General features: G+C 66.3%; 20 protein-coding genes. 8 read left to right on the plus strand and 12 right to left on the minus strand.

Annotated features, from left to right (window positions below; all coding sequences use genetic code 11):
• Positions 1–150: 150 nt before the first annotated feature.
• From BLV97_RS03745 to BLV97_RS03760, 4 genes are all read right to left on the minus strand, one after another.
• Positions 151–2493, minus strand: a complete 2343-nt coding sequence (locus BLV97_RS03745) for an aldehyde dehydrogenase family protein (protein ID WP_035842083.1) — start codon at positions 2491–2493, stop codon at positions 151–153.
• On the minus strand, positions 2490–2723 hold the full coding sequence (locus BLV97_RS03750; RefSeq protein ID WP_244520960.1) for a hypothetical protein: 234 nt from the start codon (positions 2721–2723) through the stop codon (positions 2490–2492). The genes BLV97_RS03745 and BLV97_RS03750 overlap by 4 nt, the downstream gene beginning before the upstream one ends.
• Positions 2724–3725: a deoxyribose-phosphate aldolase gene (deoC, locus tag BLV97_RS03755; protein ID WP_035842086.1), complete on the minus strand. Its 1002-nt coding sequence runs from the start codon at positions 3723–3725 to the stop codon at positions 2724–2726.
• A 90-nt stretch (positions 3726–3815) separates the two neighbouring features.
• A complete protein-coding gene (locus BLV97_RS03760) occupies positions 3816–4097 on the minus strand; it encodes a DUF3572 domain-containing protein (protein WP_035842089.1) in 282 nt (93 codons plus the stop codon).
• Between the two features lie 98 nt (positions 4098–4195).
• Here BLV97_RS03760 and BLV97_RS03765 point away from each other — a divergent pair, with 98 nt between their 5' ends.
• Both BLV97_RS03765 and BLV97_RS03770 read left to right on the plus strand, forming a co-directional pair.
• Positions 4196–5596 (plus strand): diguanylate cyclase domain-containing protein, encoded by a 1401-nt coding sequence (locus tag BLV97_RS03765; protein ID WP_035842185.1) that lies wholly within the window; start codon positions 4196–4198, stop codon positions 5594–5596.
• A 147-nt stretch (positions 5597–5743) separates the two neighbouring features.
• A complete protein-coding gene (locus BLV97_RS03770) occupies positions 5744–6448 on the plus strand; it encodes an alpha/beta fold hydrolase (RefSeq protein ID WP_035842092.1) in 705 nt (234 codons plus the stop codon).
• Positions 6449–6478: 30 nt separating this feature from the next.
• On the opposite strand, the gene phaZ is transcribed toward BLV97_RS03770, so the two are convergent.
• Complete coding sequence (gene phaZ / locus BLV97_RS03775; protein WP_035842095.1) at positions 6479–7744, minus strand: polyhydroxyalkanoate depolymerase; 1266 nt, start codon at positions 7742–7744, stop codon at positions 6479–6481.
• A 111-nt stretch (positions 7745–7855) separates the two neighbouring features.
• Between phaZ and phaC the strand changes: the two genes are divergently transcribed.
• The 3 genes from phaC (at position 7856) to phaR (ending at position 10988) form a co-directional block, all read left to right on the plus strand.
• Positions 7856–9649 (plus strand): class I poly(R)-hydroxyalkanoic acid synthase, encoded by a 1794-nt coding sequence (gene phaC / locus BLV97_RS03780; protein WP_035842097.1) that lies wholly within the window; start codon positions 7856–7858, stop codon positions 9647–9649.
• A 168-nt stretch (positions 9650–9817) separates the two neighbouring features.
• The gene (locus BLV97_RS03785; protein WP_035842100.1) at positions 9818–10270 is read left to right on the plus strand and encodes a phasin family protein; all 453 of its coding nucleotides are present in this window, start codon (positions 9818–9820) and stop codon (positions 10268–10270) included.
• Positions 10271–10427: 157 nt separating this feature from the next.
• Positions 10428–10988 carry a polyhydroxyalkanoate synthesis repressor PhaR gene (gene phaR / locus BLV97_RS03790; RefSeq protein WP_035842103.1) on the plus strand — a complete coding sequence of 187 codons (561 nt, stop codon included), beginning with the start codon at positions 10428–10430 and terminating at the stop codon, positions 10986–10988.
• Between the two features lie 71 nt (positions 10989–11059).
• Here phaR and BLV97_RS03795 read toward each other — a convergent pair whose 3' ends face one another.
• A complete protein-coding gene (locus tag BLV97_RS03795; protein WP_035842106.1) occupies positions 11060–12427 on the minus strand; it encodes an aminotransferase in 1368 nt (455 codons plus the stop codon).
• A 218-nt stretch (positions 12428–12645) separates the two neighbouring features.
• Here BLV97_RS03795 and BLV97_RS03800 point away from each other — a divergent pair, with 218 nt between their 5' ends.
• Complete coding sequence (locus BLV97_RS03800) at positions 12646–13611, plus strand: LysR family transcriptional regulator (protein WP_035842109.1); 966 nt, start codon at positions 12646–12648, stop codon at positions 13609–13611.
• Positions 13612–13625: 14 nt separating this feature from the next.
• Here BLV97_RS03800 and BLV97_RS03805 read toward each other — a convergent pair whose 3' ends face one another.
• The 4 genes from BLV97_RS03805 to BLV97_RS03820 all read right to left on the minus strand — a co-directional run bounded on the left by BLV97_RS03805 (position 13626) and on the right by BLV97_RS03820 (position 18278).
• The gene (locus tag BLV97_RS03805; protein WP_035842111.1) at positions 13626–14819 is read right to left on the minus strand and encodes a DegT/DnrJ/EryC1/StrS family aminotransferase; all 1194 of its coding nucleotides are present in this window, start codon (positions 14817–14819) and stop codon (positions 13626–13628) included.
• Positions 14820–14903: 84 nt separating this feature from the next.
• Positions 14904–16208: an NAD(P)/FAD-dependent oxidoreductase gene (locus BLV97_RS03810; protein WP_035842114.1), complete on the minus strand. Its 1305-nt coding sequence runs from the start codon at positions 16206–16208 to the stop codon at positions 14904–14906.
• Positions 16205–17569: a glutamine synthetase family protein gene (locus BLV97_RS03815; protein ID WP_035842117.1), complete on the minus strand. Its 1365-nt coding sequence runs from the start codon at positions 17567–17569 to the stop codon at positions 16205–16207. Before BLV97_RS03815 ends, BLV97_RS03810 begins: the two co-directional genes overlap by 4 nt.
• A gap of 22 nt (positions 17570–17591) precedes the next feature.
• Entirely contained in the window at positions 17592–18278 is a 687-nt protein-coding gene (locus tag BLV97_RS03820) for a type 1 glutamine amidotransferase (protein ID WP_035842120.1), read from the minus strand.
• 295 nt (positions 18279–18573) lie between these two features.
• Between BLV97_RS03820 and BLV97_RS03825 the strand changes: the two genes are divergently transcribed.
• Entirely contained in the window at positions 18574–19803 is a 1230-nt protein-coding gene (locus BLV97_RS03825) for a hypothetical protein (RefSeq protein WP_035842123.1), read from the plus strand.
• Positions 19804–19806: 3 nt separating this feature from the next.
• On the plus strand, positions 19807–21702 hold the full coding sequence (locus tag BLV97_RS03830) for a peptidoglycan -binding protein (RefSeq protein WP_035842126.1): 1896 nt from the start codon (positions 19807–19809) through the stop codon (positions 21700–21702).
• Between the two features lie 259 nt (positions 21703–21961).
• On the opposite strand, the gene clpA is transcribed toward BLV97_RS03830, so the two are convergent.
• Complete coding sequence (clpA, locus tag BLV97_RS03835) at positions 21962–24283, minus strand: ATP-dependent Clp protease ATP-binding subunit ClpA (RefSeq protein WP_035842135.1); 2322 nt, start codon at positions 24281–24283, stop codon at positions 21962–21964.
• A 178-nt stretch (positions 24284–24461) separates the two neighbouring features.
• On the minus strand, positions 24462–25223 hold the full coding sequence (gloB, locus tag BLV97_RS03840; RefSeq protein ID WP_035842139.1) for a hydroxyacylglutathione hydrolase: 762 nt from the start codon (positions 25221–25223) through the stop codon (positions 24462–24464).
• Positions 25224–25347 lie beyond the last annotated feature (124 nt).

A 25347-nucleotide genomic window follows, 5' to 3' on the forward strand; every position in this document is an offset into this window, starting at 1 on the left:
CATCGCCGCCTGCACGGATGCGCCGCCACGACAATCGCGCGCCATCAGCGCCAAGATGAAAGCGAAACGCGGTCCTGGCCTTCATCTTGGTCCAAATACTCCACGGGGGTCCGGGGGTGTGAAACCCCCGGCGCCTGACGATCGGCCGCGTCAACCCTCGCCGTAGGGCACCCAGATCGTTTTCACCTCGGTCGCCTGGGCCAGGTATTCGCGGCCCTCGCCCGCGGCGCCCGACCAATCGCGCGCGCGGCCGTGGTTCACCCAGGTCCGCTTCAGATTGGACGCCGATTCACGCTCGATCAGCCCCGAGACATCGGCGGACGAGAAGCTCCAGACCGCGTCCACATCCATGTGGCCGGCCAGCGTGCGCGCCAGCTCCACGGGATCGCCCGGCACGATGTTCACCACCCCGCCCGGCACGTCAGAGGTGTCGAGAACCTGGTAGAGGTCCGCCGCCGCCAGCGGATGCGCGGCCGAGGGCACCAGCACGCAGGCATTGCCCATCGCGATCGCCGGGGCCATCACCGACACCAGCCCCAGCAGCGGCGCCTCGTCAGGGCAAAGCGCGCCGATCACGCCGACCGGCGCAGGCATCGCCAGCGCCACGCCGCGCAGCGGCACCGGCTTTGCCGCGCCCTCGTATTTGTCCGCCCAGGCGCCATAGCTGAACAGCCGCGCCGCCGCGGCCTCCACCTCGGCCTCGGCCGGGGCGCCGGTCATCGCCTTCAGACGCGCGGCAATGTCGCCCGCGCGGGCCGAGAGGTTCTCGGCGACGTAGTAAAGCACCTGGGCGCGGTTGTGCGCCGTGGCCCGCGCCCAGCCCTTCGCGGCGCGCGCGGCTTCCACCGCGTTGCGGATGTCCTTGCGGTTGCCCTGGCCCACATCGCCCAGAAGCTGCCCCTTCGCGCCCCAGACCGGGGTGGAATAGCCGCTGTCGGGGCGCGCCTGCTTGCCGCCGATGTAGAATTTCGGCGTGCGGTCGATCCCCTCGATCTTCGGCTCGGCGGGGGCGGGGTTCGGCATCGTCGGTTTCAGCGCCCGCGCCTTGCCCGCGGGGCGCAGATAGGCCATCAGCCCTTCCCAGCCGCCCTCGCGTCCGAAACCGCTTTCGCGCAGCCCGCCAAAGCCCGCCGCCGCGTCGAACATGTTGGTGCCATTCACCCAGACCACCCCCGCCGCCAGCTTCGGCGCGATGTCGAGGGCAAGGTTCACATTCTCGGTCCAGACCGACGCGGCCAGCCCGTAGCGGCTGTTGTTGGCCAATTCCACCGCCTCGGCCGGCGTGCGGAAGGTGGTGGAAACAAGCACCGGGCCGAAGATCTCTTCCTGCATCAGCCGGGCCGAGGGCGAAAGGCCGCTGATCAGCGTCGGCGGGTAGAAGCAGCCCTCGGGCACCGCGCAGGCGGCGCGATAGGTCTCGCCCTCGGTATTGGCCGCGACCATCTCGGTGATCGTGCGCAATTGCACCGGATCGACCACCGCGCCCATGTCGATGCACTTGTCCAATGGGTCGCCGAGGCGCAGCTTGTCCATCCGGGCGCGCAGCTTTTCGTGGAAGCGCCCGGCCACGCCCTCCTGCACCAGCAGGCGAGAGCCCGCGCAACAGACCTGGCCGCCGTTGAACCAGATCGCATCCACCAGCCCCTCGACCGCGCTGTCGAGATCGGCGTCATCGAAGACGATGTAGGGCGACTTGCCCCCCAGCTCCAGCGTCAGCGCGACGCCGCGTCCGGCTGTGGCCTCGCGGATGCGGCGACCGACCTCGGTCGAGCCGGTGAAGGCGATCTTGTCCACCTCGGCGTCGACCAGCGCCGCGCCGGTCGCACCGTCGCCGGTGACGATGTTCAGAACCCCCGGCGGCAGCCCGGCCTCGTGGCTGATCTCGGCGAACAGAAGCGCGGTGAGGGGCGTGTATTCGGCCGGTTTCAGCACCACCGTGTTGCCCGCGGCCAGCGCAGGTGCCACCTTCCAGGCCAGCATCAGAAGCGGGAAGTTCCACGGGATGATCTGGCCGCAGACGCCAAGCGGTCCCATCCCCGGACGCTCGCTTTCCATCAGCTGGGCCAGACCCGCGTGATAGTAGAAATGCCGCGCGACAAGGGGGATGTCGATATCGCGGCTTTCGCGGATCGGCTTGCCGTTGTCGAGCGTCTCGAGCACCGCGAAGAGGCGTGCGTGCTTCTGCACCAGCCGGGCAAGCGCATAAAGCACCCGCGCGCGCCTATGGCCCGGAAGTGCGGCCCATTTCGGCTGCGCCTTGCGGGCGGCGGCGACGGCGCGCGCGATATCGTCGCGGCTGCCTTGCGTCACCTCGGCCAGCGCCGCGCCGGTGGCGGGGTTCTTCGTGGCAAAGGTTTCGCCCGGTTTGGAAAAGGCGCCGCCGATGAAATGGCCAAAGCGGCGGTCGTGGCGGTCAAGCCAGGCCTGCGCCTCGGCGGCGCTTTCGGGGGCGGGGCCGTAGGACATGGTGTCGAAGATATCGCGGACGGTCATTTGAGCGCCCAGTTCCGTCCTGAGAGGACCAACTTTCCGGCACCGCGCAGGTTCTGGGCCGCCCAACGCATGTCATACTGCCACGTATAGAAAAGGTCGCCAGACATCTTCAGATCCTGTTCATGAGTTCGCCAGATGGACTGAGCAACTTGAAGCACCGAGGCTTCGCCACCGTTTTCGCGAACCGCGTCCAACACCCAGCCTTCCAGATCTGATTTGCTTGGCATCATTTACCCCATCGCATGGCGGTTGGCGGCCGAATAGCGGCCGGTGACATGGTGTTCCAGCTGGCGCTCGATGTCGCCCAGAAGCGAGGAAGCCCCAAAGCGGAAAAGATCGGGCTGCAGCCAGGGATGGCCCAGTTCCTCCTTCATCAGCGACAGATAGACCAGCGCGTCCTTGGCCTTGGAAATCCCGCCGGCGGGCTTGTAGCCCACCTTGTGGCCGGTCGCGGCCTGATAGTCGCGGATCGCGCGGATCATCGTCAGGCTGACGGGCAGGGTGGCGTTCACGCCTTCCTTGCCGGTCGAGGTCTTGATGAAATCGGCGCCCCCCATCATGCACACCAGCGACGCGCGGGCGACATTGCGCAGCGTGCCCAGCTCTCCGGTCGCCAGAATCGCCTTCACATGGGCCGCGCCGGCGGCCTCGCGCATCTCGCGCATCTCGTCGTAAAGCGCCTGCCAATTGCCCGTCAGCACATGGCGGCGCGAAATCACGATGTCGATTTCGGCCGCCCCGGCGCGCACGCTTTCGCCGATCTCGGCGATGCGCAGCCGATAGGGCGAAAGTCCGGCGGGAAAACCGGTGGAGACCGCGGCGACGGGGATGTTCGTGCCCTCCAGCGCCCGCACCGCGGTTTCCACCATCTCGTGATAGACGCAGACGGCGCCGGTGGTCAGGCCCTCCATCCCCAGCGCTGCCAGCAGGTCGGGGCGCACCGGCTGACGCGCCTTCGCGCAGAGCCGGCGTACCCGGCCCTCGGTGTCGTCACCGGCCAGGGTGGTCAGGTCGATCAGGCTGACGGCCTTGCACAGCCACGCCGCCTGGTAATCTTTCTTGACAGAGCGGCGCCCCGGCAATGTCGCGGCCCGGCGCTCGATCGCCGAGGTATTGGCCTGGACGGCGGAAACCCAGTCGAGATCGAGCGCGTGGCCGGGATTGCGGGCATGGGTGACTTGCGGGAGCTGCGCGGCACATGTGGCCGGGGCGGTCGCGGGGCTGATGGACATATTTCCTCCCTCGGGCTGGGGCGAAACTGACATGCGCCCTCGGGCTTGGCAAGCTGGGTGCGCCATGTGCTGTTCCGGCGCCGCCATCCCCTATGTCCAATGGGTCTGCGCCCCTCCCGGAAGGATCTGGCGGGCCGCGAGGGGGGTGTCGTAGGCCAGCCCCTCGGCATCGCAAAAGGCCATGATCCAGGCATCGTCCATCAGCAGGAAATCCAGCACCGCGCCAAGAAATGAGGGATCCCCCGCGCATTCCCTGATCTCTGACACATCGGCTCCGGTCGCCCCGAGGAAAGTTTGCAGCAGGTCGTCCTGAGACGCCAGCCATCCCAGCGCGCGCAGCCCCAGGGTCTCGGCGCTTTCGCGCGTGATCATGGCGTGCTCCGTTCAATCTTAGTGATTGGAAAGGAAATCTTAACCTCTCGGTCTGAATCTGGCGGCTGAGAGCGGTAAACACAAGGGTGGACTTGCAGGTGTCAGGCAGCATCCTGATCGTTGACGGTGTCGCGACCAGCCGCATCGTGATGAAGGCCCGGCTAGGCCAGGCCTTCTATTCGATCCTGCAGGCCGTGGACGGCGGTGCGGGGTTGAAGCTGGCGCGCAGCGAGCGGCCGGATGTGGTGCTGATCGACCACAGCTTGCCGGATATGGACGGCACTGAATTTTGCGCAAGGCTGCGGTCGGATCCCGAGACTGCCACGCTGCCGGTGGTGATGCTGGGCGCCAAGGGCCACCCAGAGGACCGCCTGGCCGCGCTGGAGGCGGGGGCGGACGATTATCTGACGAGACCGTTGAACGAGGCGTTGCTGCTGGCGCGGCTTCGAAGTCTGGTGCGCGCGGGTGAAATCGAGGCCGAATTGCAGCTGCGTGATGATACCTGCCGCGAATTGGGATTTGCCGAATCCGCCGCCGGCCCCGAAAAGCCAGCACGTGTCGCCCTGGTCGCCGATGCGCAGGACGACGGCGTGGTCTGGCGCACCGCGCTGGCCGCGCAACTTGACACGGCGGTCGATCTGTTGCCCCGCGCCGACGTGCTTTCGGAAGTTCCGGGGCGGCCCGTCGCCGATGTCTTTGTCCTGGCGATCGGGGCCAGCGTGGGGCCCGGGCTTGGCAGCGTGGCGGGGGCGCTCGACGTGATGTCGGAACTGCGTTCGCGGGCGGCGACACGGCATGCGGCGATCCTGGTGCTGCTGCCCCGGGGCGGGCCTGCCGCGGCGGCGATCGCATTGGATCTTGGCGCGGGCGATGTCGTCACCGGCCCGTTCGACCCGCGCGAGATCGCGCTGCGTCTGGGTCATTTGATCGCCCGCAAGCGGCGACTGGAACGGCTGCGCGCTTGTGTCAGCCAGGGATTGCGGCTGGCGGTCACCGATCCTTTGACCGGGCTTTACAATCGACGCTATGCGCTGCCGCATCTTGCGCGGATCGCCGAACGCGCCGACAGCAGCGGCCGGCGCTTTGCGGTCATGGTGCTGGATCTGGACCGGTTCAAGCGGATTAACGACACCTGGGGGCATTCCGCTGGGGACGAGGTCCTGGTACGGGTGGCCGAACGTCTGGCCCGAAATCTGCGGGCGGGGGATCTGCTGGCCCGCATCGGCGGCGAGGAATTTCTGGTTGTGCTTCCCGATGCCGACCTGCCCACCGCCCAGCAATTGGCCGAGCGCCTGTGTCGGCTGATCGAGGCGGCACCGGCGGTCTTGCCGAACGGCGCCGAAATCACCGTGACCCTGTCGATCGGGCTGGCGATCGGTGATCCGACCCAGCCGGGCGGCACCGACGGGCGCAGTCTTCTGGACCGTGCCGATCACGCGCTTCTGGCCGCCAAGGCCGAGGGCCGCAATCAGGTGACCATCGACCGCCCGGCTGCCTGAATCATGGCACGGAAGGCGCTGGTCGCGCAACGCTCGGAACCGCCCTTCAGGCGGCTTCTCCAAAGCCGGCGTGCAGACGCTTGTAACCCGCGATCTTCTGCGACACTGTGATGGCAGGCGCGGAAACATGCGCGGAAAGACCTGTCGATGCCGGAACCCCTTGTCCTGATCCCGGGGATGATGTGCGATGCGCGTGCCGTCTGGCACCAGATGATCGCGCTTTCGTCCCGACGCGCCGTGATGTGCGCGCCCCCCAGTCGCGGCATTTCGATCGAGGAGATGGCCCAGGATATCCTGGCCGGGCTTCCGGCCAGCTTCGCCCTGGCCGGGCAGGGACTGGGGGCGAATGTTGCCTTGGAAATTCTGAGACGCGCGCCCGATCGGGTCAGCCGGCTGGTGCTGATCGCCTTTTCGGCGCAGCCCGAACCCGCAGCCCAGGCCGTCGCGCGCGAGCCGCGGATTGTCGGCGCGCAGACAGGGCGACTGGCCGCCGTGGTGGACGAGGAACTTCCCGTGACCTGGCTCGCCGATGGGGACGCGCGACAAGAGATCCACGACATGGTGCGCGACATGGCCCTGACCCTGGGCGAGGGGGCTTTCGTGCGTCAGAGCCGCGCGATGCAGCGCCGCCCCGATCAGCAGGCCGTGCTGCGCCGCGCCAATCTGCCGGCACTGGTGATCTGCGGTGCCGACGATCCCGCCACCCTGCCGCGCCGCCACCGTTTCATGGCCGAACTGATGCCGCAGGCGCGCTGCGTCGAGATCGTGCTTTGCGGTCATCTGCCGACGATGGAACAGCCCCGCGTAGTGACCGACATCATCGAAGAATGGCTGGACCAGGGCGTCAGCTAGGGGCCCTGTGGAAGGGCCCCCGGGCGGCGCTCAGGACGAGACCGCGCGCATCTTCGGCCCGCCCAGCCCCTGATGGGTGTCGATGAAGTCCAACACCAGCGGGCGGATGTTGTTGCGCCAGGACTTGCCGGCGAAAATGCCGTAATGGCCCGCGCCGGGCTCGACATGGCTGGCCTTCTTCGCCTCTGGCACCCCGGTGCACAGGCCGAGCGCCGCGATGCATTGCCCGGGCGCCGATATGTCGTCGTTCGCGCCCTCGACAGTCTTCACCGCGACCCGGGTGATCTTGCCGATATCCACCGGCTTGCCCGCAACCGTGAATTCGTTCAGCGCGATCTCGCGGTTCTTGAAGATCCGCTCCACGGTGGAAAGATAGAATTCCGCCGTCATGTCCATCACGGCCAGATACTCGTCGTAAAAGCGGTTATGGGCATCGGATTCCGAAGCCTCGCCCTTGGCCTCGCGCACGATCTGGTCGAAGAAGGCCTTGCCGTGGCGGTCGGCGTTCATCGAGATGAACGAGGTCAATTGCATGAGCCCGGGATAGACCGGCCGGCCGACGCCGGCGTATTTCATCCCCACGCGCTGGATCGCCAGATGTTCCAGCTGCCCCATCGTCACCCGCCGGCCGAAATCGGTCACCTCGGTGGCCGCCGCGTCGGGGTCGATCGGGCCGCCGATCAGGGTCAGGGTATGGGGCTGGGCCTCGGGCTCTTCCTCGGCCAGATAGGCGGTGGCGGCCAGTGTCAGCGGCGCCGGCTGGCAAACTGCGATCACGTTCAGGTCTGGGCCAAGATAACGCATAAAATCAACAAGATAGAGCGTATAATCCTCGATGTCGAACTTGCCAAGCGACACGGGGATGTCGCGGGCGTTCTTCCAGTCGGTGATATAGACCTCGTTGTCGACGATCAGGCTTTTCACGGTCGAGCGCAGCAGCGTGGCGTAATGGCCCGACATCGGCGCGACCAGCAGGATGCGACGTTTGCACGGCTTGCGGCCGGACACCTTGAAATGGATCAGATCGCCGAACGGCTTGTCGACCAGCGTCTCGATCGAGACCAGGTGATCGCGCCCATCTTCGCCGGTGAAGGTGCGGATGCCCCAGGCGGGCTTTGCCACCATGCGCGAGAAGGCGCGCTCGGTCACCGCGCCCCAGGCGGCGGTCAGGTTGACCATCGGGCTGGGGACCATGCCGAATATCGGATAGGCGGCCAGCGCACGGGCCGAGGCGCCCAGCCATTCGTTGGTATTTCGCGCGGTCTCCATCAGATCGTAGGTCATCAGGTTCTTCATTGCGGATCCTTTCCCAAGGCTGCTCGCCCCTTGGCGCGCGCAATCGTCGCTTTCGCCCTTTTGGCCCGCGCGATATGCTGCATTGCGACACGATAGGGGGGATTAGTTAAGATGACAACTGATGATGCAGATGCAGCATCCCGCCTGGATCGTCTGAATGCCAATCTTTCCAAGGTGGATGAACTGTCGCGTCGTCTGGCCGCCGTGCTCGCGCAGCAAAGGCAGATCCCCTCTGCGCTGCAGGGTCCCGGTCAGGACCTCTTCATGAAGGCCGCCGCCGCCTATATGGCCGAGATGATCCAGAACCCCTCGAAGATCATCGAACAGCAGGTCAGCTACTGGGGCAAGACCCTGAAGCATTACGCCGAGGCGCAGGAACAGCTGGTCAAGGGCAAGCTTGCCGCGCCGCCGGATCCGACCGGCCCGGACCGGCGGTTTTCCAACCCCCTGTGGGAGACCCACCCCTGGTTCAACTTCATCAAGCAGCAATACCTGATGAATTCCGAGGCGGTCGAGAACGCGGTGCAGGCGCTTGACGATCTGGTGCCACGGGATCGCAAGCGGGTGGAATACTTCGCGCGTCAGATCCTCGACATGATGGCGCCGACGAATTTCCTGGGCACCAACCCCGACGCGCTGGAACGCGCGGTCGAGACCGATGGCGAGTCCCTGGTGCAGGGGCTTGAGAACCTGGTCCGCGATCTCGAGGCCAACCAGGGCGATCTGCTGGTGACGCTGGCTGATCGAGAGGCCTTCAGGGTGGGCGAGAACCTGGCCACGACGCCGGGCCGCGTGGTGTTTCGCAATCGGATGCTGGAGCTGATCCAATACGCGCCCACGACCGAGAAGGTGCACAAGACCCCGCTGATCATCTTTCCGCCCTGGATCAACAAGTTCTACATCCTCGATCTGAAGCCCAAGAACAGCCTGATCAAGTGGATCGTCGATCAGGGCTATACGCTGTTCGTGGTCAGCTGGGTCAATCCCGGCACCTGCTATGCGGATGTCGGCATGGATGAATATGTGCAGGAGGGCTATCTTGCCGCCTTCGACGCGGTGAAGGAGGCCACCGGCGAGAAGAAGCTGAACGCGGTGGGTTATTGCATCGCGGGCACCACGCTGGCGCTGGTCATGGCGCTTCTGGACAAGCGGCGCAAGAATCCGGTGAAATCGGCCACCTTCTTCACCACGCTCACCGATTTCTCGGATCAGGGCGAGGTGGGGGTGTTCCTGACGGATGATTTCGTCGACGGGATCGAGCGCGAGGTCAAAGAAAACGGCATTTTGCGGTCGTTCTACATGTCGCGCACCTTTTCCTTCCTGCGCTCGAACGATCTGATCTATCAGCCGGCGATCAGAAGCTACATGATGGGCGAAGCGCCACCCGCCTTCGATCTGCTTTATTGGAACGGCGACAGCACCAACCTGCCTGCCAAGATGGCGATGGAATATCTGCGCGGCCTGTGTCAGCAAGACGCCTTCGCGCGCGATGGCTTCGATATCTGCGGCGAACGGGTGCGCATCTCGGATGTCAAGCTGCCGGTCTGCGCGGTGGCCTGCGAGACCGACCATATCGCGGCGTGGAAATCCATCTTCAACGGCATCAAGCAGTTCGGGTCGCCCGACAAGAGCTTCATCCTGGCGCAGTCGGGCCATATCGCCGGGATCGTGAACCCGCCCTCGAAGAACAAGTACGGCCACTACACCGGTGGCCCGCCGGCGGGCGATCCCGGCGATTGGCTGCAGGCTGCCAACTTTCACCAGGGCAGCTGGTGGCCCGCCTGGCAGGACTGGCTGAAGCCGCGCTCGGGCGCGCTGGTGAAGGCTCGCGTCCCGGGCGATTCGGGGGGCGGCATTCTCGCCCCGGCACCGGGCACATATGTCACCGCGCAGCCCGGCACCTGACAAGCCCGCGTGGCGGCTTGCTTTTTGCTGCATCGCAGCGAAATGACTTGAAATGCTGCAGTGCAGCATGTATATACTTGTGCAGGACGAAACGCGGACCGCAGTACACCGCAGTACCTGGCCCGAACGGGCCGCCCGCGACAGGATCGAGACACAGGAGTTTCCCCGATGGTTGCCAAGACCCAAGACTACACCAAGGTCATGCAGGACATGATGCAGGCCTTCCCGATCGACACCTCGGCGTTCCAGGACGCCTTCAAGTCGACCGCCACCTTTGGCGAGAAGATCGCCAAGGTCACGCTCGACGCCGCCGAGAAATCGGCCGAGATCTCGAACAAGTGGACCAAGGACACCCTGGCCAAGTTCGGTGAGGTGGCGAAGGCCAAGACCGAGCCGACCGACTATACCAAGTCGATGACCGAGTTCGCCTCGGCCTCGGCCGAGATGGCCGCCGAGAACCTGGCCGCCTTTGCCGAAGTGGCGAAGAAGGTGCAGATGGAGACGGTCGAGCTGATGCTTGCCGCCGGCAAGGACATGCAGGAAGACGCGACCGCCGCGGTCAAGAAGGCGACTTCGGACGTGACCGCCGCGGCCAAGAAAGCCAGTGCCGCGGCGAAGTGACCGCCGACATTCGCGCACGCGGATCGCGCCCACGCCGGAACCTCCTCCCGCCGGCGGGCGACGCGGATGGGCGGGCCCTTGTTGGTCCGCCCTTTCCTTTTATGCTGCACTGCCCTAATCTTTGCTGTCAGTGCAAAAATTCCGGGAGGGGGATGCGATGGCCGAGGGCGACAAGCCGCTTCTGATCAAGCGCTATGCAAGCCGGCGTCTCTACAATACCGAGACCAGCGATTACGTCACCCTGGACGACATCGCCAAATTCATCCGCGCCGGGCGCGAGGTGCAGATCGTCGATCTGAAATCCGGCGACGACCTGACCCGGCAGTACCTTCTGCAGATCATCGCCGAGCACGAAAGCAAGGGTGAAAGCGTGCTGCCGATCACCGTGCTGAACGATCTGGTGCGCAGCTACACCACGAATGCGCAAAGCGTGGTGCCGCAATTCCTGGCGGCCTCGTTCGAGATGCTGCGCGAGGGTCAGTCGAAGATGATGGAAAATTTCGGCGCCATGCCCAACCCGATGGCGGGCGTGCCCGGCTTCGAGGCGATGCAGCGCCAGCAGGAGGCGTTCCTGAAATCCATGATGGGCGGCTGGACCGGGGGCACGACGGGTCCCGCGCCGGACGATGCCGCGGACGGGGACGACGACAAGGACGCCGAGCTGAAGAAGATCAAGCAGCAATTGGCAGAGCTGCAGTCGAAACTGTCGAAGATGTAGTCCCGCGGGCCCCGGGCTTCGCCTTGCGCCGGGTGCGCGCCCGCGATGTGGCGCGCACCCGTAAAGCGGCCTCAGGCGACCTCTGCGAAGACCTTCTTCAGCGCCTTTTCCAGCTTGTCGAACATCTCGTCCATCTGCGCCGGCGTCATGATGAACGGCGGGCATAGCACCACCGCCTGACCCAGCGGGCGGCAGATCAGCCCCATGTCGGTGCAGGTGTTGGCGATGCGTTCCGAGACCGAGAGCGACCCGTCGAATGGCGTCTTCGTCGCTTTGTCCTGCACCGCTTCCAGCGCGCCCATCAGCCCCTTGCCGCGCCATTCGCCGATATTGGCGTTCTCGGCCAGCCGGGCCATGCCTTCCTCGAACAGCGGCGTCAGGGTGCGGACGTTCTCGGCCAGGCCCTCGCTCATGATCACGTCGATCGCCTTCAGCGCCACCGCGCAGCCCACCGGATGGCCCGAGGCGGTGAAGCCATGCGGGAATTCCTCGATCGCTTCGGCGGCGGCCTGCACGCGGTCGGCCAGGTCCGGGCCCAGGATCACCGCGCCCATCGGGAAATAGCCCGCGGTCAGGTTCTTCGACGAGATGATCGCGTCGGGGGTGAAGTCATAGGTCTCGCAGCCCCAGGTGTTGCCGGTGCGGCCGAAGCCGGTGATCACCTCATCCGCGATCAGCGGGATGTTGTAGCGCTTCAGCACCTTTTGCACGGCCTGGAAATAGCCCTTCGATGGCGGGATCGCCCCGCCCGCGCCCATCACCGGTTCCGCGAAGAACCCGGCGATCGTGTCGGGGCCTTCCTTGATGATGGTGGCCTCCAGTTCCTTCGCCATGCGTTCGGTGAACTGTTCCTCGGTCTCGCCGTCCTGGCCGAAGCGCCAGTAATGCGGGCAGCCGACGTGGATGAAGCCCGGCAGCGGCAGGCCGAAGACCGAATTGTAGGGCTTGCCGGTCATCGAGGCCGAGACCGCCGTGACGCCGTGGTAGGAATTCACCCGGGTGATGATCTTGCGCCGCTGCGGGTTGCCCTCGGCGGCGCCGAGGAACCACAGGATCTTGACCATCGTGTCGTTCGCCTCGGAGCCCGAGTTGGTGTAGAACACGCGGCCCTTCTCGAAGGGCGAGACCTCGACCAGCTTCTGGCTTAGCAGCACGGTCTGGTCCGACATCCGGCCGAAGAAGGCGTGGTAGCCGGGGAAGCGATCGTATTGGGCCTTGGCGGCTTCTGCCAGGCCCGGATGGTCGAAACCCGCGACCATGTTCCACAGGCCGGAATTGGCATCGAGATATTCGCGCCCGTGGACGTCGTAGACATAGGGGCCCTTGCCATGGGTCACCACGACGGCACCGCGTTCGTGGACCGAAGGCAGATCGGTGAAGCCGTAAAGCGAAAAGCTGTCGGCGCGCGATTCCCAGGAATTGGGCGAATCGTCCCGCATGATCCTGTCCTTTCCAAACTGACACTGGCGCCACGCTATCCGGGCGTCGCGGCGGGCGCAATCTGCCCGGGGCGCCAGCACGTCAGCGCGCCGGGCGCGCAGCTTGCCCTGCCCGCCACGGCGGCCTGTGCGGGAGGCCGGGTCGTGCCGCCCAGCCGATTGTGCGGGGGGGGGCATCCGGGCTAGCCTGCGCCCCGAAACGACGCAAGGAGCCCCAGATGGCCGAGACGCAGGGGCGGCTGACGCTTTGGGGGATCGAGGTTTTCCTGGTCACCGCCGACGAGGGCACGGTATCGGCCGCGGCCAAGCGGCTGGGGGTGTCGGTCTCGGGGATCAGTCAGCAGCTTGCCGCGCTCGAGGCGGCGCTGGGCGCCGAGCTTTTCGACCGCTCGGCGCGGCCGTTGCGCCTGACCCCGGCAGGAGAGATGTTCTGCCGCCGCGCCCGGGTGATCGCCAACGAGGCGGCCGAGGCGCGGTCCGAACTGGCGCTGGGCGATCTGTCGGGATTGACCCGTTTTCGGCTTGGGATGATCGAGGATTTCGATTCCGACGTCACCCCACGGCTTCTTGCTGCGATGGCGCAAGAGCTGAAGGGCTGCCAGTTCCTGCTGGAGACCGGGCCCAGCCACCGCTTGCTCGACCAGCTCGACATCCGCGCGCTCGACATGGTGGTCTGCGCCGAGACCGGCCCAGCCGCCGCCTGGATGGAGGTACACCCCCTGCTGTCCGAACCCTTTGTCGTTGCCGCACCGCGCGACGCGGTGGACCCGGGTGGAGATGTGCTGGCGCAGTTGAAGGCACTGCCGCTGATCGCCTATTCCGCCCGCCATGCCATGGGCCGCCAGATCGCCGCGCATCTGGCGCATGAAGAGATGCGCCCCGCCCATCGGTTCGAACTGGACAGCTATCATGCGATCATGGCGATGGTGTCCGAAGGGCTGGGCTGGACCATTCTGACACCGCTGGGCTACCTGCATGCGGCACGCTTCCGCGACCGCGCGGATGTGTTGCCGCTGCCCTTCGCGCCGATGTCGCGGCGGATTTCGCTGAGCGCCCGCCGCGGTGTGCTGCGCGACATGCCCGGCGAGGTGGCCGACCGGCTGCGCGGTCTGCTGCAGGAAATGGTCGTGACCCCCGCATTGCGCCGCCTGCCCTGGCTGGAGGGCGAATTGCAGGTGCTGTGACGGCTGTCGCCGCGTCAGGTGCCGTAGGCGCGCGCTTCGGTCTTCACCGCCTGCGCCGCGCCGATCAGCGCGTTGGCGATGAAATCGAGATCGGGCCGCGTCAGCCGTGCGGGCAGGCGCACGTCGCAGGCGCGCATCAGCATCGCACGGGTCTGCGGCAGATCCGGCATCTGGCCCAGGAATTCCCAGTTCCAGAAGGCGCGGGCGTTGTCCTCGCTCAGCCCGAAGACCTGCACAGAGACCCCGCGCGCCTTGGCCGCCGACTGGAAGGCGCGGGCCTCGTCGTCATGGCCAAAGCCGACCAGGTTGAACTGGATCGAATCCGGCGCGCGGGTTTCGGGCGCCAGCGCCGGCGGCACCGACAGCCAGGGCGAGGCGTTCAGAAGATCCGCGACGTAATCGTGATTGGCCCGCCCGTCGCGCACCCGCCGCGCCACCTCGGGCAGTTGCGCGCGCACCAGCACCGCCGAGAGGTTGTTCATCCGCATGTTGTAGAGCGGCAGCTTGTTTTGCCAGTGATGGAAGGAATTCTGCATCCCCGGATGCTTCCTCCAGTTGTGTTCATAGGCGCCCGACATGATGATCGCCCGCGCCGCGATCTCGGGGTCGTCGGTCACCAGGATGCCGCCCTCGCCGGAATTCACCAGCTTGTAGGATTGAAAGCTGAAGCAGCCCACGCGTCCCAGGGTGCCGATCTTCTTGCCATGCCAGAGCGTCCCCAGCGAATGCGCCGCATCCTCGATCACCGGCACGCCGCGCGCCCGGGCCAGGTCCAGGATCGCATCCATGTCCGAGGTATGGCCGCGCATGTGGCTGATCAGGACGGCGGCGATCGTGTCGTCCAGCCTGGCCTCGAAATCGGCCAGATCGAGGCGGAAATTCGCGCCGACCTCGGCCAGCACCGGCACGCAACCGGCATGGACCACGGCCGAAGGCACCGCGGCGAAGGTGAAGGCCGGGATCAGGACGCGCGCCCCCGCCGGCAGGTCCAGCGCCCTGAGCGACAGGAACAACGCCGCCGAGCACGACGACACCGCCAGCGCATAGCGCGTGCCCATCATCTCCGCGAATTCGGCCTCTAGCAGGGAAACCGGCGCGTTTTCAGAGGTGTAGCGAAACAGATCGCCCGTGCTCAGCAGACGCTCGATCTCGGCCCGGGCGGCCTCGGGGATCGGTTCGGCATCATAGACGTTGGGCGGTGGGGTCATGTTTCACCTTTTCTGAAAGTAGATTTCAGGAATATGGTAAGTTGGTAACAGTGAAGTGGCGAGTAAATTCTTGCGCGCCGGCGATCACATGCCGATGCGGTCGCGCAGCGCGAACCAGCTCATCGCCAGGACCAGCAGCGGATAGCGCAGCATCTGACCGCCCGGGAATGCGGGCATCGGCAGCCGCGCCATCAGGTCGAAATCCCCGGCCTGTCCTGCCACGGTTTCGGCCAGGATCTTGCCGGCGATGGTGGCCAATGCCACGCCATGGCCGGAATAGCCCGAGGCCGACAGGATGGTGCGGTCGCGCCGGTAGAAGCAGGGCAGGCGGGTTCTGGTGATGCCCAGCGTGCCGCCCCAGGCATAGTCGATGCGCAGGTCGCGCAGCTGCGGATAGACATCGATCATCGGGCCGCGCACCGTGGCGGCGATGTCGCGCGGAAAGCGGTAGCCATAGCTTTCGCCGCCGCCGAACAGCAGCCGGCCGTCATCGGACCGGCGCCAGTAATTCACCACGAAGCGGCTGTCGTAGACGGCCGCGTTGGAGGGCAGGATCTCGGCCCAGCGTTTGCCCAGCGGTTCCGTCGCGACGATGAAATTGTTGATCGGCATGACCCGGCGGGCGACCCGGGGCTCCAACCCGCCGAGATAGCCGTTGCAGGCCAGGATGACATGATCGGCCCGAACCTCGGCGCGGTCCAGTCGCACCAGATGCGGCGGGCCGGCGTGCAAGCCGGTGACTTCGCTAAGCTCATGGAACCGGGCGCCGGCCTCGGTTGCGGCCCTGGCCAGCCCGAGGGCGAAGTTCAGCGGATGGATATGGCCCGCGCCCCGGTCGACCTCGCCGCCGGCATAGGCGTCGGAGCCGGTCAGATCGGCGATGCCGGCGCGGTCCAGCGGCTCGATCCGGTCGTAGCCGTAATCGCGGGCCAGCTTTTCGGCGTAGGCGTGGGCTTCGGCCACCTCGCTCTTGTGGCGACAGGCGACGGCGACACCCTTATGGAAGGTGACCGGCATGTCGTGTTCCGCGATCAGGTCGCGGATCAGCTGCTTCGCGTCCTCGGCCATCTGCCACAGGCGATGCGCATCGTCGCGGCCGACCTGCGCCTCTAGCCGGTCCTGGCCCAGCCGTTGGCCCGATCCGACCTGTCCGCCGTTGCGCCCCGAAGCGCCGAAGCCCACGCGGTGGGCCTCCAGCACCACGACATCCAGCCCCGCCTTGGCCAGATGCAGCGCCGCCGAAAGCCCGGTGAAACCGGCGCCGACGATGCAGACATCGGCCTTCACGGCCCCCCTGAGCGGCGGGTAGGGCCTGGCCGGGGTGGCGGTCGCGGCGTACCAGCTGCCTGGATAGGCGCCGGTTTTGTCATTGGCATGCAGCAGGTTCATACGTTCAGCAGCAGGTGTTCGCGTTCCCAGGGGCTGATGACCTGAAGGAACTCTTTGTATTCGTTGCGCTTCACGGATTCGTAGACGGCGCAGAATTCGGGGCCCATCACGTCGCGGACGGGGGCGCTGGCGGCCATCGTATCCAGCGCGTCGCCCAGGTTCGTCGGCAGTTCGTCGATCCCCAGATAGGCATCCCCCAGGCATTGCGGCCGCGGATCGAGCGCCTCCTTCAGCCCCAGATAGCCGCAGGCCAGCGACGCCGCGATGCCGAGATAGGGGTTGCAATCCATCCCCGCCAGCCGGTTTTCGACCCGCCGTGCCTCGGGGCCGGAAATCGGCACCCGGATGCCGGTGGTGCGGTTGTCGCGGCCCCATTCCAGGTTGATCGGCGCCGCGAAATCCGGGACGTAGCGGCGATAGCTGTTCACATAGGGCGCCAGCAGCGCGATCACCGCGGGCAGGTGGCGCTGCATCCCGGCGATGAAATGCAGGAAGGCGGGCGTCTCGCCGCCCTCGGCATCCGAGAAGATGTTCCGGCCGGTCGCGATGTCGATGACCGAATGGTGGATATGCATGGCGCTGCCCGGCTCGCCCTCGATCGGCTTGGCCATGAAGGTGGCGAAGCAGTCGTGGCGCAGGGCGGCCTCGCGGATGAGGCGCTTGAAGTAGAACACCTCGTCGGCCAGGCGCACCGGATCGCCGTGGTTGAGGTTGATCTCGATCTGCCCGGCGCCGCCTTCCTGCAGGATGCCGTCGATCTCGAATCCCTGGGCCTCGGCGAAATCGTAGATGTCGTCGATCACCTTGCCGTATTCGTCCACCGCCGACATCGAATAGGCCTGTTTCGCCGCAGCCCGGCGGCCGGTGCGGCCCATCGGCGGGATGATCGGCTGGTTGGGGTCGGTATTGCGCGCGACCAGGAAGAATTCCATCTCCGGCGAAATCACCGGGCGCCAGCCCCGGGCCTCGTACAGCGCCAGGACCCGGCGCAGGACGTTGCGCGGCGCATAGGGCACCGGATTGCCCTGCTGGTCCTGCGCGTCGTGGATGATCTGCAGCGTCCAGTCCGCCGTCCAGGGGGCGGCGGTGGCGGTGGTCAAGTCGGGCACCAGAACCATGTCGGGTTCGGTGAAATCGCCAACCGGGTTCTCGGCCCATTCGCCGGTGATGGTTTGCAGAAAGATCGAGTTCGGCAGGAAGAAGCTGTCCTGGCGGGTGAATTTCGATGCCGGCATCGCCTTGCCGCGCGCCACGCCCGCGATGTCCGAGACGATGCATTCGACCTCGTCCAGCCGACGCTCGGCGATATAGTCGCGTGCCGCTTCGGGCAGCTTCTCGATCCAGTCCTGAGTGATCGCCATTGGGGGATCCGATCCGTGAAGGTCAGGCCGCGGCGCGGGCCTGGGTGAAGAAGGCCGCGATGTCCCGCGCCATGGACAGATCGTCGATCGGCGTGCCCAGGCGGGCGGCTGCCTCGGCCAGCTGCGGCGCGGGCACGACGCCGGGGCCGCGCGTCTCGATCAAACCCTTGACGAAGTCGTCGCGGAATTCGGGATGTGGCTGCACCGTCCAGATCGTATCGCCATAGGCCAGGGCGGCATTGGCGCAAAACGGCGAAGAGCCCACCTGACGCGCGCCCTGGGGCGCCCGGGTGACCTGATCCTGATGCCAGGCGTTCAGGGTGAGCTTGCGGCCCTGGAAATCGTAATCCTGCGGTCCGACGGCCCAGCCGCCGGGGAATTTCTCGACCTTCCCGCCCAATGCCTGGGCGATGATCTGATGGCCGAAGCAGATGCCCACCATCGGCACGCGCGCCGCCTGGACCGCGCGGATGAAATCCTCCAGCGGGGCGATCCAGGGATGATCCTCGTATGCGCCGTGGCGCGAGCCGGTGATCAGCCAGCCATCGGCGGCCCCGGGGCCTTCGGGGAAGTCCATGTCGATCACCCGCCAGGTGCGGAAGGTAAAGCCATGGCCGGCCAGAAGCCGTTCAAACATGGTGGGATAGTCGCCGCTTTGGCCACGCAGGGCTTCGGGCGCTTCACCGGTTTGCAGGATGCCGATCAGCATGATGTGCTCGCAACTTGAGATGGCGCGAGCCTACCTCGGCCCCCGGCGCAGTTACAAGGGGGCGTGGAGCAGCGCACGAGGGTGGCGCACGGGGGAGGCGTGGGGGAAACCCGCATGGTCACATGTCCGGTCGGGTGCCCGCGCCGACCGCGTCGGGCGGGCGCGCGCGCCCCGCGTGTGGCGCTTGGCGCGTGACACCTGGGCCACGGCGCGCCGACGGCTTTGTTTGCCGGTTGGCACGGCCTGACCGGGCAGCTAGGGTATGGCCGCTAGACAAGGGGTCGGAAACCGCCAGATGGACAGACCGGCAGGCGAGGCAGAACAGTTCTTCAAGCAACCGGTGCGCCAGTTGACGACGATGCTGGTCGTGGTCGGGCTGGTTTCGGTGGGGGGCTATGTCGCCTGGCCACGGGTGTCGGGGGTGTTCCTGGCCAACCCCTATCTGAACGGGCTGATCTTCTTCGTCTTCCTGGTGGGGGTGGCATCGTGCTTCCTGCAGGTGTTCCGGCTGTTCGCCTCGGTGCGCTGGATCGGCGATTTCATCAATCACATACCGGGCCACCAGTTCGTGCGTGTGCCCCGGATGCTGGCGCCGCTGGCGCAACTGCTGCGTACCCGGGGCGCCCGGTCGCAGATCTCGTCGACCTCCGCGACCTCGATCCTCGATTCGGTCGCGACCCGTATCGACGAAGCGCGCGATATCACCCGCTATCTGATCAACCTGCTGGTCTTCCTGGGCCTTCTGGGCACCTTCTGGGGCCTGGCGACAACCGTGCCCGCCGTGGTGCAGACGATCCAGTCGCTGGCCCCCAAGGAAGGGCAAAGCGCGGTCGAGGTGTTCGGCAATCTGATGGGCGGGCTGCAAAAGCAGTTGGGCGGCATGGGGACGGCGTTTTCGTCGTCGCTGCTGGGGCTGGCCGGCTCGCTTGTCGTCGGCCTGCTGGAGCTGTTCGCCAGCCAGGCGCAGAACCGCTTCTATCGCCAGCTGGAGGAATGGCTTTCCACCATCACCCGGCTGGGCCTGGCCTCGGACGGGGGGGAGGGCGATCATTCGGTGCTGGCGGCGGTGCTGGACCAGATGGCCGAGCAGATGGAGGCCCTGCAAACCCTTGTGGCGCGGTCCGAGGAAAGCCGGGCCGAGACCACGGCGCGGCTGGCCTCGGTCACCGGCGCGGTCGAGGTTCTGGTGCGCCGCATAGAAGCCGAGCGCAACGATGCGACAGAAGCCGGCCGTGCCGAGCGCGCCCTGTTCGAACGCCTCGCCGCCGCACAGGAAGAGATGCTGAAACTGATGCGCCGCGAGGCCGAGACCGGCGGCGCGCGATCCGGGTCCCTTGCCGATCCTCATGCCGACGCGGAAAGCCGGATGCGGCTGCGCTCGATCGACGTGCAGCTGCTGCGCATCCTGGAAGAGATTTCGGCCGGGCGACAGGAAAGCATGACCGATCTGCGCGGCGATCTGGCGGCGCTGACCAAGGCGATCCGGGCGTTGTCACGCGCCCCCGTCGCGGAAGGGCGGGGCTAGGCGATGGGGCTGTCTCGGCGGGGAACCAGCCGCGAAGACCCCCCGATCTGGCCGGGTTTCGTCGACGCGATGACCTCGCTTCTGATGGTGCTGATCTTCGTGCTGACGATCTTCATGATCGTGCAGTTCGTGCTGCGCGAGACGATTACCACGCAAGACACCCAGTTGGGCCAACTCAATACCCAGATCCAGAATCTGGCCGATGCGCTTGGGCTGGAAAAGCGCAAGAATTCAGAATTGTCCAACACCCTGACGGCTGCGCAGCGCAAGGCGGATGAGCAGACGACGATGATCGCCACGCTAAGCAGCCAGCTGGCGGCGAAATCAAGCGACCTGACCGCGGCAAAGGCCAAGATCACCGATTTCGAGGCCCGGGTGGCGGGGCTCTTGGCCGACAAGGCATCGGCGCAGAAGGCCAACGACCAGCTGGCGGCCAAGCTCAACGACGTGCAGGCGCAGCGCGACGCGCTGAATCTGGCCGTGGCCAAGGCCCGCAAGGAGATAGACGCGCAGGCCGAGGCCGCGCGCCTGGCGGCCGCGCGGGCCGAGGCGATGCAGGCGCTGGTGGCCAGCCTGAAGAAGCAGACCGCGACCAAGGACACGAACCTGGCCGCGCTGGCGGCGGAATTGTCGGACCAGAAGGACAAGTCCCAGGCCCAGGCCGGGCAGGTGGCGAAGCTGCAATCCGACCTGACCGAGGCACAGAAGCAGAAGCTGGCCCAGGACGCGGCAGCCCAGGCGTTGCAGGCGAAGCTGAAGGACGCCAAGGACCAGCTTAGCGCCGCCGAGAAGCAGCGCCTTGCCGATGCGGCGGCGGCCAAGCTCTTGCGCGACAAGCTGAAGAATTCGCAAGACGAGCTGACGGCGATGACGCTGGAGCTGGAGGCGCAGCGCAAGAAGGCCGAGGATACGCTGACCCTTCTGGCCGGGGCCCAGGCCGCAAGCAAGGATCTGAACGCCAAGCTGGCGGCGGCGCTGGCGGCGCAGGACCAGGCGCAGCACAAGACCCAGGCGCTGGATCAGAAGCTTGCCACGGCGCAGGCCTCGAACAAGGATCTGACGGCGAAGCTGTCGGCGGCTCTGGCGGCGAAGCTGGCGGCCCAGCAGCAGGGCAAGACGCAGTTGACCGAGGCCCAGCAGAAGGCGGTTCTGCTGGCCGCGGCGAACAAGGCGCTGTCGGACGAGAAGGCGAAATCCGCCGGGGCGCTGCGCAAGGTGGCGCTGTTGAACGAACAGATCGCGGCCTTGCGCACGCAATTGTCGAACCTGCAGGGGGTGCTGGACGCCTCGGCCGTGAAGGACGCCAAGAACAAGGTGCAGATCCAGACCCTGGGCAGCCAGTTGAACGCCGCGCTGGCGCGGGTCGCGGTGGAAGAGAAGCAGCGCCTGGCGCTGGAAGAGGCCGCGCGCAAGGCGGCCGAGGCGAAGGCACAGAACCTTGAGCAATACCGTTCGCAGTTCTTCGGCAAGCTCCGGCAGGTGCTGAAGGGCCAGCCCGGCGTGCGGATCGTGGGCGACCGCTTCGTCTTTTCCTCCGAGGTGCTGTTCGAGCCCGCCTCGGCCACGCTGTCGCCCGAGGGCAAGCAGCAGATCGCGGGCGTGACCAGGACGTTGCAGACCATCGCCGCCGAGATTCCGACCAACATCCACTGGATCCTCGAGGTCGACGGCTTCACCGATTCGACGCCCTTGTCGGGGACCGGCCAGTACAGGGACAACTGGGAACTCAGCCAGGCGCGGGCATTGTCGGTGGTGCATTACATGATCGACGATCTGGGTTTTCCGCCCCAGCATCTGGCCGCGGCGGGCTTCGGCCAGTACCAGCCCGTCGCCAAGGGTGACACGCCCGACGCGCGGGCGCAGAACCGCCGCATCGAGCTGAAGCTGACGCAGATGTAGCGGCGCGGGCCATGCGGCTGTGTGCTGCCGCCCGCCGTCCGCCACCGGAGCGGCCGGCGCCGCCCTGCGCCGATCCTCGGCTGTCCGGGCCGGGCAGGGGCCCTTCTGCAGCTTCCTTCTGGTTCGAATATCCCACCGGGGGCCACGGCGTATGAACCCACGGGGTGCCACGGACCGGAGCCGGCGCGACCGCCCCGGAAATGCGAAACGCCCGGGCAATCCCGGGCGTTTGCCTGTCTTGTGTCGCTGTTGTCCGCGTCTATTCGGCGGTCAACAGCGGCGGCTTGGAGCCGGTGATCCGCGGCTTTTGGGGTTCCTCGAACTCCAGGGCGATCGCGTCATCCTTGACGCCAACCTTCACCAGACCGCCCTTCACCAATTTGCCGAACAGCAGCTCTTCCGCCAGCGGCTTCTTGATGTGCTCCTGGATCACCCTGGCCAGAGGCCGCGCGCCCATCTTGTCGTCATAGCCCTTTTCGGCCAGCCAGTCGGCGGCCTCCGGCGTCAGTTCGATGTTCACGCCACGGTCGAACAATTGCGCCTCAAGCTGCAGCACGAATTTCTCGACCACCCGCAAGATCACCTCACGCGGCAGCGGCGCGAAGGAGATGACCGCGTCCAGGCGGTTGCGGAACTCGGGCGTGAAGGTGCGCTCGATCGCTGCCGTGTCCTCGCCCTCGCGCCGGTCGCGGCCGAAGCCGATCGCCGCCTTGGCCATGTCGGCGGCGCCCGCGTTCGAGGTCATGATAAGGATCACGTTGCGGAAATCCACCGTCCGGCCGTTGTGGTCGGTCAGCTTGCCGTGGTCCATCACCTGCAAGAGGATGTTGTAGACATCCGGGTGCGCCTTCTCGATCTCGTCCAGCAGCAGCACGCAATGCGGATGCTGATCCACCCCGTCGGTCAACATGCCCCCCTGGTCGAAGCCGACATAACCCGGGGGCGCGCCGATCAGGCGCGAAACCGCGTGCTTTTCCATGTATTCCGACATGTCGAAGCGCAGCAGTTCCACCCCGAGGGTGCTGGCCAGCTGGTTCGCGACCTCGGTCTTGCCGACGCCGGTGGGGCCGGCGAACAGGTAGTTGCCGATCGGCTTTTCCGGTTCGCGCAAACCCGCCCGCGCAAGCTTGATCGCCGAGGCCAGCGCCTCGATCGCCTTGTCCTGGCCGAAGACCACACGCTTGAGGCTGGTCTCGAGATCCTTCAGCACCTCGGCGTCGTCCTTGGTGACGTTCTTCGGCGGGATCCGGGCGATCTTGGCCACCACGGCCTCGATCTCCTTCGGGCTGATCGTCTTGCGGCGTTTCGATTCGGCCACCAGATGCTGGGCCGCGCCGGCCTCGTCGATCACGTCGATCGCCTTGTCGGGCAGCTTGCGGTCATGGATATAACGCGACGACAGATCCACCGCGGCCCGGATCGCATCCTGGGTGTAGCGGATGTCGTGGTGTTTCTCGAAATAGGGCTTCAGCCCCAGCAGGATCTTCACCGCGTCCTCGACCGAAGGCTCATTGACGTCGATCTTCTGGAACCGGCGCGACAGCGCGCGGTCCTTCTCGAAGTGCTGGCGGAACTCCTTGTAGGTCGTCGAGCCCATGCAGCGCAACTTGCCGCCCTGCAACGCGGGCTTGAGCAGGTTCGAGGCATCCATCGCGCCGCCCGAAGTGGCGCCGGCACCGATCACCGTGTGGATCTCGTCGATGAACAGGATCCCGTCGGGGTGGTCCTCCAGTTCCTTCATGACGGCCTTCAGCCGTTCCTCGAAATCACCGCGATAGCGGGTGCCGGCCAAGAGCGCGCCCATGTCGAGCGAGAATATGGTGGCGCCGGCCAAGACCTCGGGGACCTCTTCCTTGACGATCTTCCAGGCCAGGCCTTCCGCGATCGCCGTTTTGCCGACGCCCGGGTCACCCACCAGAAGCGGGTTGTTCTTGCGCCGCCGGCACAGCACCTGGATGCAGCGCTCGACCTCGTGCTCGCGGCCGATCAGCGGATCGACCTCGCCCTTGCGCGATTTGGCGTTCAGATCGATGCAGTACTTGCCCAGCGCCGATTCCTTGGCCTCGCCGGCTTCGGCCTTCTGCGCCTCTTCGGCCGGCGGCTCGGCGCCGGTGACGGGGCGGGCCTCGCCGAAATCGGGGTCCTTGGCCACGCCATGGGCGATGAAGTTGACCGCGTCGTAACGGGTCATGTCCTGTTCTTGCAGGAAATAGGCCGCGTTGGATTCGCGTTCGGCGAAGATGGCGACCAGCACATTGGCGCCGGTCACTTCCGACCGGCCCGAGGATTGCACATGGATCGCGGCGCGCTGGATCACCCGCTGGAAAGCGGCGGTCGGCACGGCCTCGGACCCTTCGATATCGGTCACCAGCGTCGCCAGATCGTCGTCGATGAAATCGTTGAGCGTCTTGCGCAGCACGTCGAGATCGACCGAACAGGCCTGCATCACCTTGGCGGCGTCGGGTTCGTCGATCAGCGCCAGAAGCAGATGTTCCAGCGTGGCGAGTTCATGACGACGGGCGTTGGCCAGGGCAAGCGCCCCGTGGATGGCTTGTTCGAGCGTGGTCGAGAATGACGGCACTTTGCGTGCTCCTCTCCATATCGGGGCGAGGACGGGTCGAGGCCCGCTCTCACCGTTGCCTCATACATTTAGAGTTCGGCTTTATTTCCGCAGCTTCAAGGCTTTTCTCGCCGAAATATGGTAATATTCCGCAAACGCCAAAAATGTGACCGCCGGGCCGCAGGTAACGGCACGCCGGTCAGAAGCGGTCCTTGCGGGCCCGGATTTCGGCGAAAACCTCGGCGTCGGGGGCGTCGGCCATCCCGAGCGCCCGTTTGATATGGGGCCGATCCGCCCGAAGAAAAGGGTTGGTCGCAAGTTCTTCCGACAGTGGTGCCTGGGCGGTGGGCTGCTTTTGCACCCGCATGGAAACGGTACGGTCGATGCGCGCGACCAGTTCGGCGTTCTCGGGTTCGATGGTGCGCGCGAACTTGGCGTTCGCAAGCGTATAGTCATGGCCGGAATAGACCATCGTCTCGGGCGGCAGGGCGGCCAGTTTCGACAGGCTTTCCCACATCATTTCCGGCGTGCCCTCGAACACCCGGCCGCAGCCCACCGCCATCAGGCTGTCGGCGGTGAAGACCGCGGGTCCCGCGGCAAAGTGGAAGGCGACATGGCCCAGCGTATGCCCCGGTACCGCGATCACCCGGGCCTGCATCTCGTCCTCGCCCACAAGATCGCCCTCTTCCAGCGCGCGGTCGAGCGGCGGCAGCTTGTCGGCCTCGGCCTTCGGGCCCATCACGGCGCAGCCGTATTCGGCGCGCAATTCCGCGACGCCGCCGACATGGTCGTGGTGGTGATGGGTGATCAGCAGCGTGTCGAGGCGCCAGCCCCGCGCCTTCAGCGCCGCGCGGACCGGGCCGGCCTCGGGCGCGTCGATCAGGCACACCCCGCCCGCGCCCTTCACCAGATAGGCATAGTTGTCTTTCAGGCAGGGGATGGTGACGATGTCGAGGGCCATGGCGTTTCCATTTCGCTTGGGTATTCTGTCCCTGAATGTGGAGCGGATCCCCCCGGGGGGCAAGCCGGGGGCGTGCGGCGTGGTGCGGGCTGGCGCGGGTGGCGCGGCCGCGCCGTGAGAAAAA

Source organism: Allgaiera indica (genome assembly GCF_900106675.1).
GTDB lineage: Bacteria > Pseudomonadota > Alphaproteobacteria > Rhodobacterales > Rhodobacteraceae > Acidimangrovimonas > Acidimangrovimonas indica.

Bases quoted from the DNA above. Each gene is read 5' to 3' on its own strand.
- BLV97_RS03745 (WP_035842083.1), bottom strand. From the start codon at position 2,493: ATGACCGTCCGCGATATCTTCGACACCATGTCCTACGGCCCCGCCCCC.
- BLV97_RS03750 (WP_244520960.1), bottom strand. From the start codon at position 2,723: ATGATGCCAAGCAAATCAGATCTGGAAGGCTGGGTGTTGGACGCGGTT.
- deoC (WP_035842086.1), bottom strand. From the start codon at position 3,725: ATGTCCATCAGCCCCGCGACCGCCCCGGCCACATGTGCCGCGCAGCTC.
- BLV97_RS03760 (WP_035842089.1), bottom strand. From the start codon at position 4,097: ATGATCACGCGCGAAAGCGCCGAGACCCTGGGGCTGCGCGCGCTGGGA.
- BLV97_RS03770 (WP_035842092.1), top strand. From the start codon at position 5,744: ATGCCGGAACCCCTTGTCCTGATCCCGGGGATGATGTGCGATGCGCGT.
- phaZ (WP_035842095.1), bottom strand. From the start codon at position 7,744: ATGAAGAACCTGATGACCTACGATCTGATGGAGACCGCGCGAAATACC.
- phaC (WP_035842097.1), top strand. From the start codon at position 7,856: ATGACAACTGATGATGCAGATGCAGCATCCCGCCTGGATCGTCTGAAT.
- BLV97_RS03785 (WP_035842100.1), top strand. From the start codon at position 9,818: ATGGTTGCCAAGACCCAAGACTACACCAAGGTCATGCAGGACATGATG.
- phaR (WP_035842103.1), top strand. From the start codon at position 10,428: ATGGCCGAGGGCGACAAGCCGCTTCTGATCAAGCGCTATGCAAGCCGG.
- BLV97_RS03795 (WP_035842106.1), bottom strand. From the start codon at position 12,427: ATGCGGGACGATTCGCCCAATTCCTGGGAATCGCGCGCCGACAGCTTT.
- BLV97_RS03800 (WP_035842109.1), top strand. From the start codon at position 12,646: ATGGCCGAGACGCAGGGGCGGCTGACGCTTTGGGGGATCGAGGTTTTC.
- BLV97_RS03805 (WP_035842111.1), bottom strand. From the start codon at position 14,819: ATGACCCCACCGCCCAACGTCTATGATGCCGAACCGATCCCCGAGGCC.
- BLV97_RS03810 (WP_035842114.1), bottom strand. From the start codon at position 16,208: ATGAACCTGCTGCATGCCAATGACAAAACCGGCGCCTATCCAGGCAGC.
- BLV97_RS03815 (WP_035842117.1), bottom strand. From the start codon at position 17,569: ATGGCGATCACTCAGGACTGGATCGAGAAGCTGCCCGAAGCGGCACGC.
- BLV97_RS03820 (WP_035842120.1), bottom strand. From the start codon at position 18,278: ATGCTGATCGGCATCCTGCAAACCGGTGAAGCGCCCGAAGCCCTGCGT.
- BLV97_RS03825 (WP_035842123.1), top strand. From the start codon at position 18,574: ATGGACAGACCGGCAGGCGAGGCAGAACAGTTCTTCAAGCAACCGGTG.
- BLV97_RS03830 (WP_035842126.1), top strand. From the start codon at position 19,807: ATGGGGCTGTCTCGGCGGGGAACCAGCCGCGAAGACCCCCCGATCTGG.
- gloB (WP_035842139.1), bottom strand. From the start codon at position 25,223: ATGGCCCTCGACATCGTCACCATCCCCTGCCTGAAAGACAACTATGCC.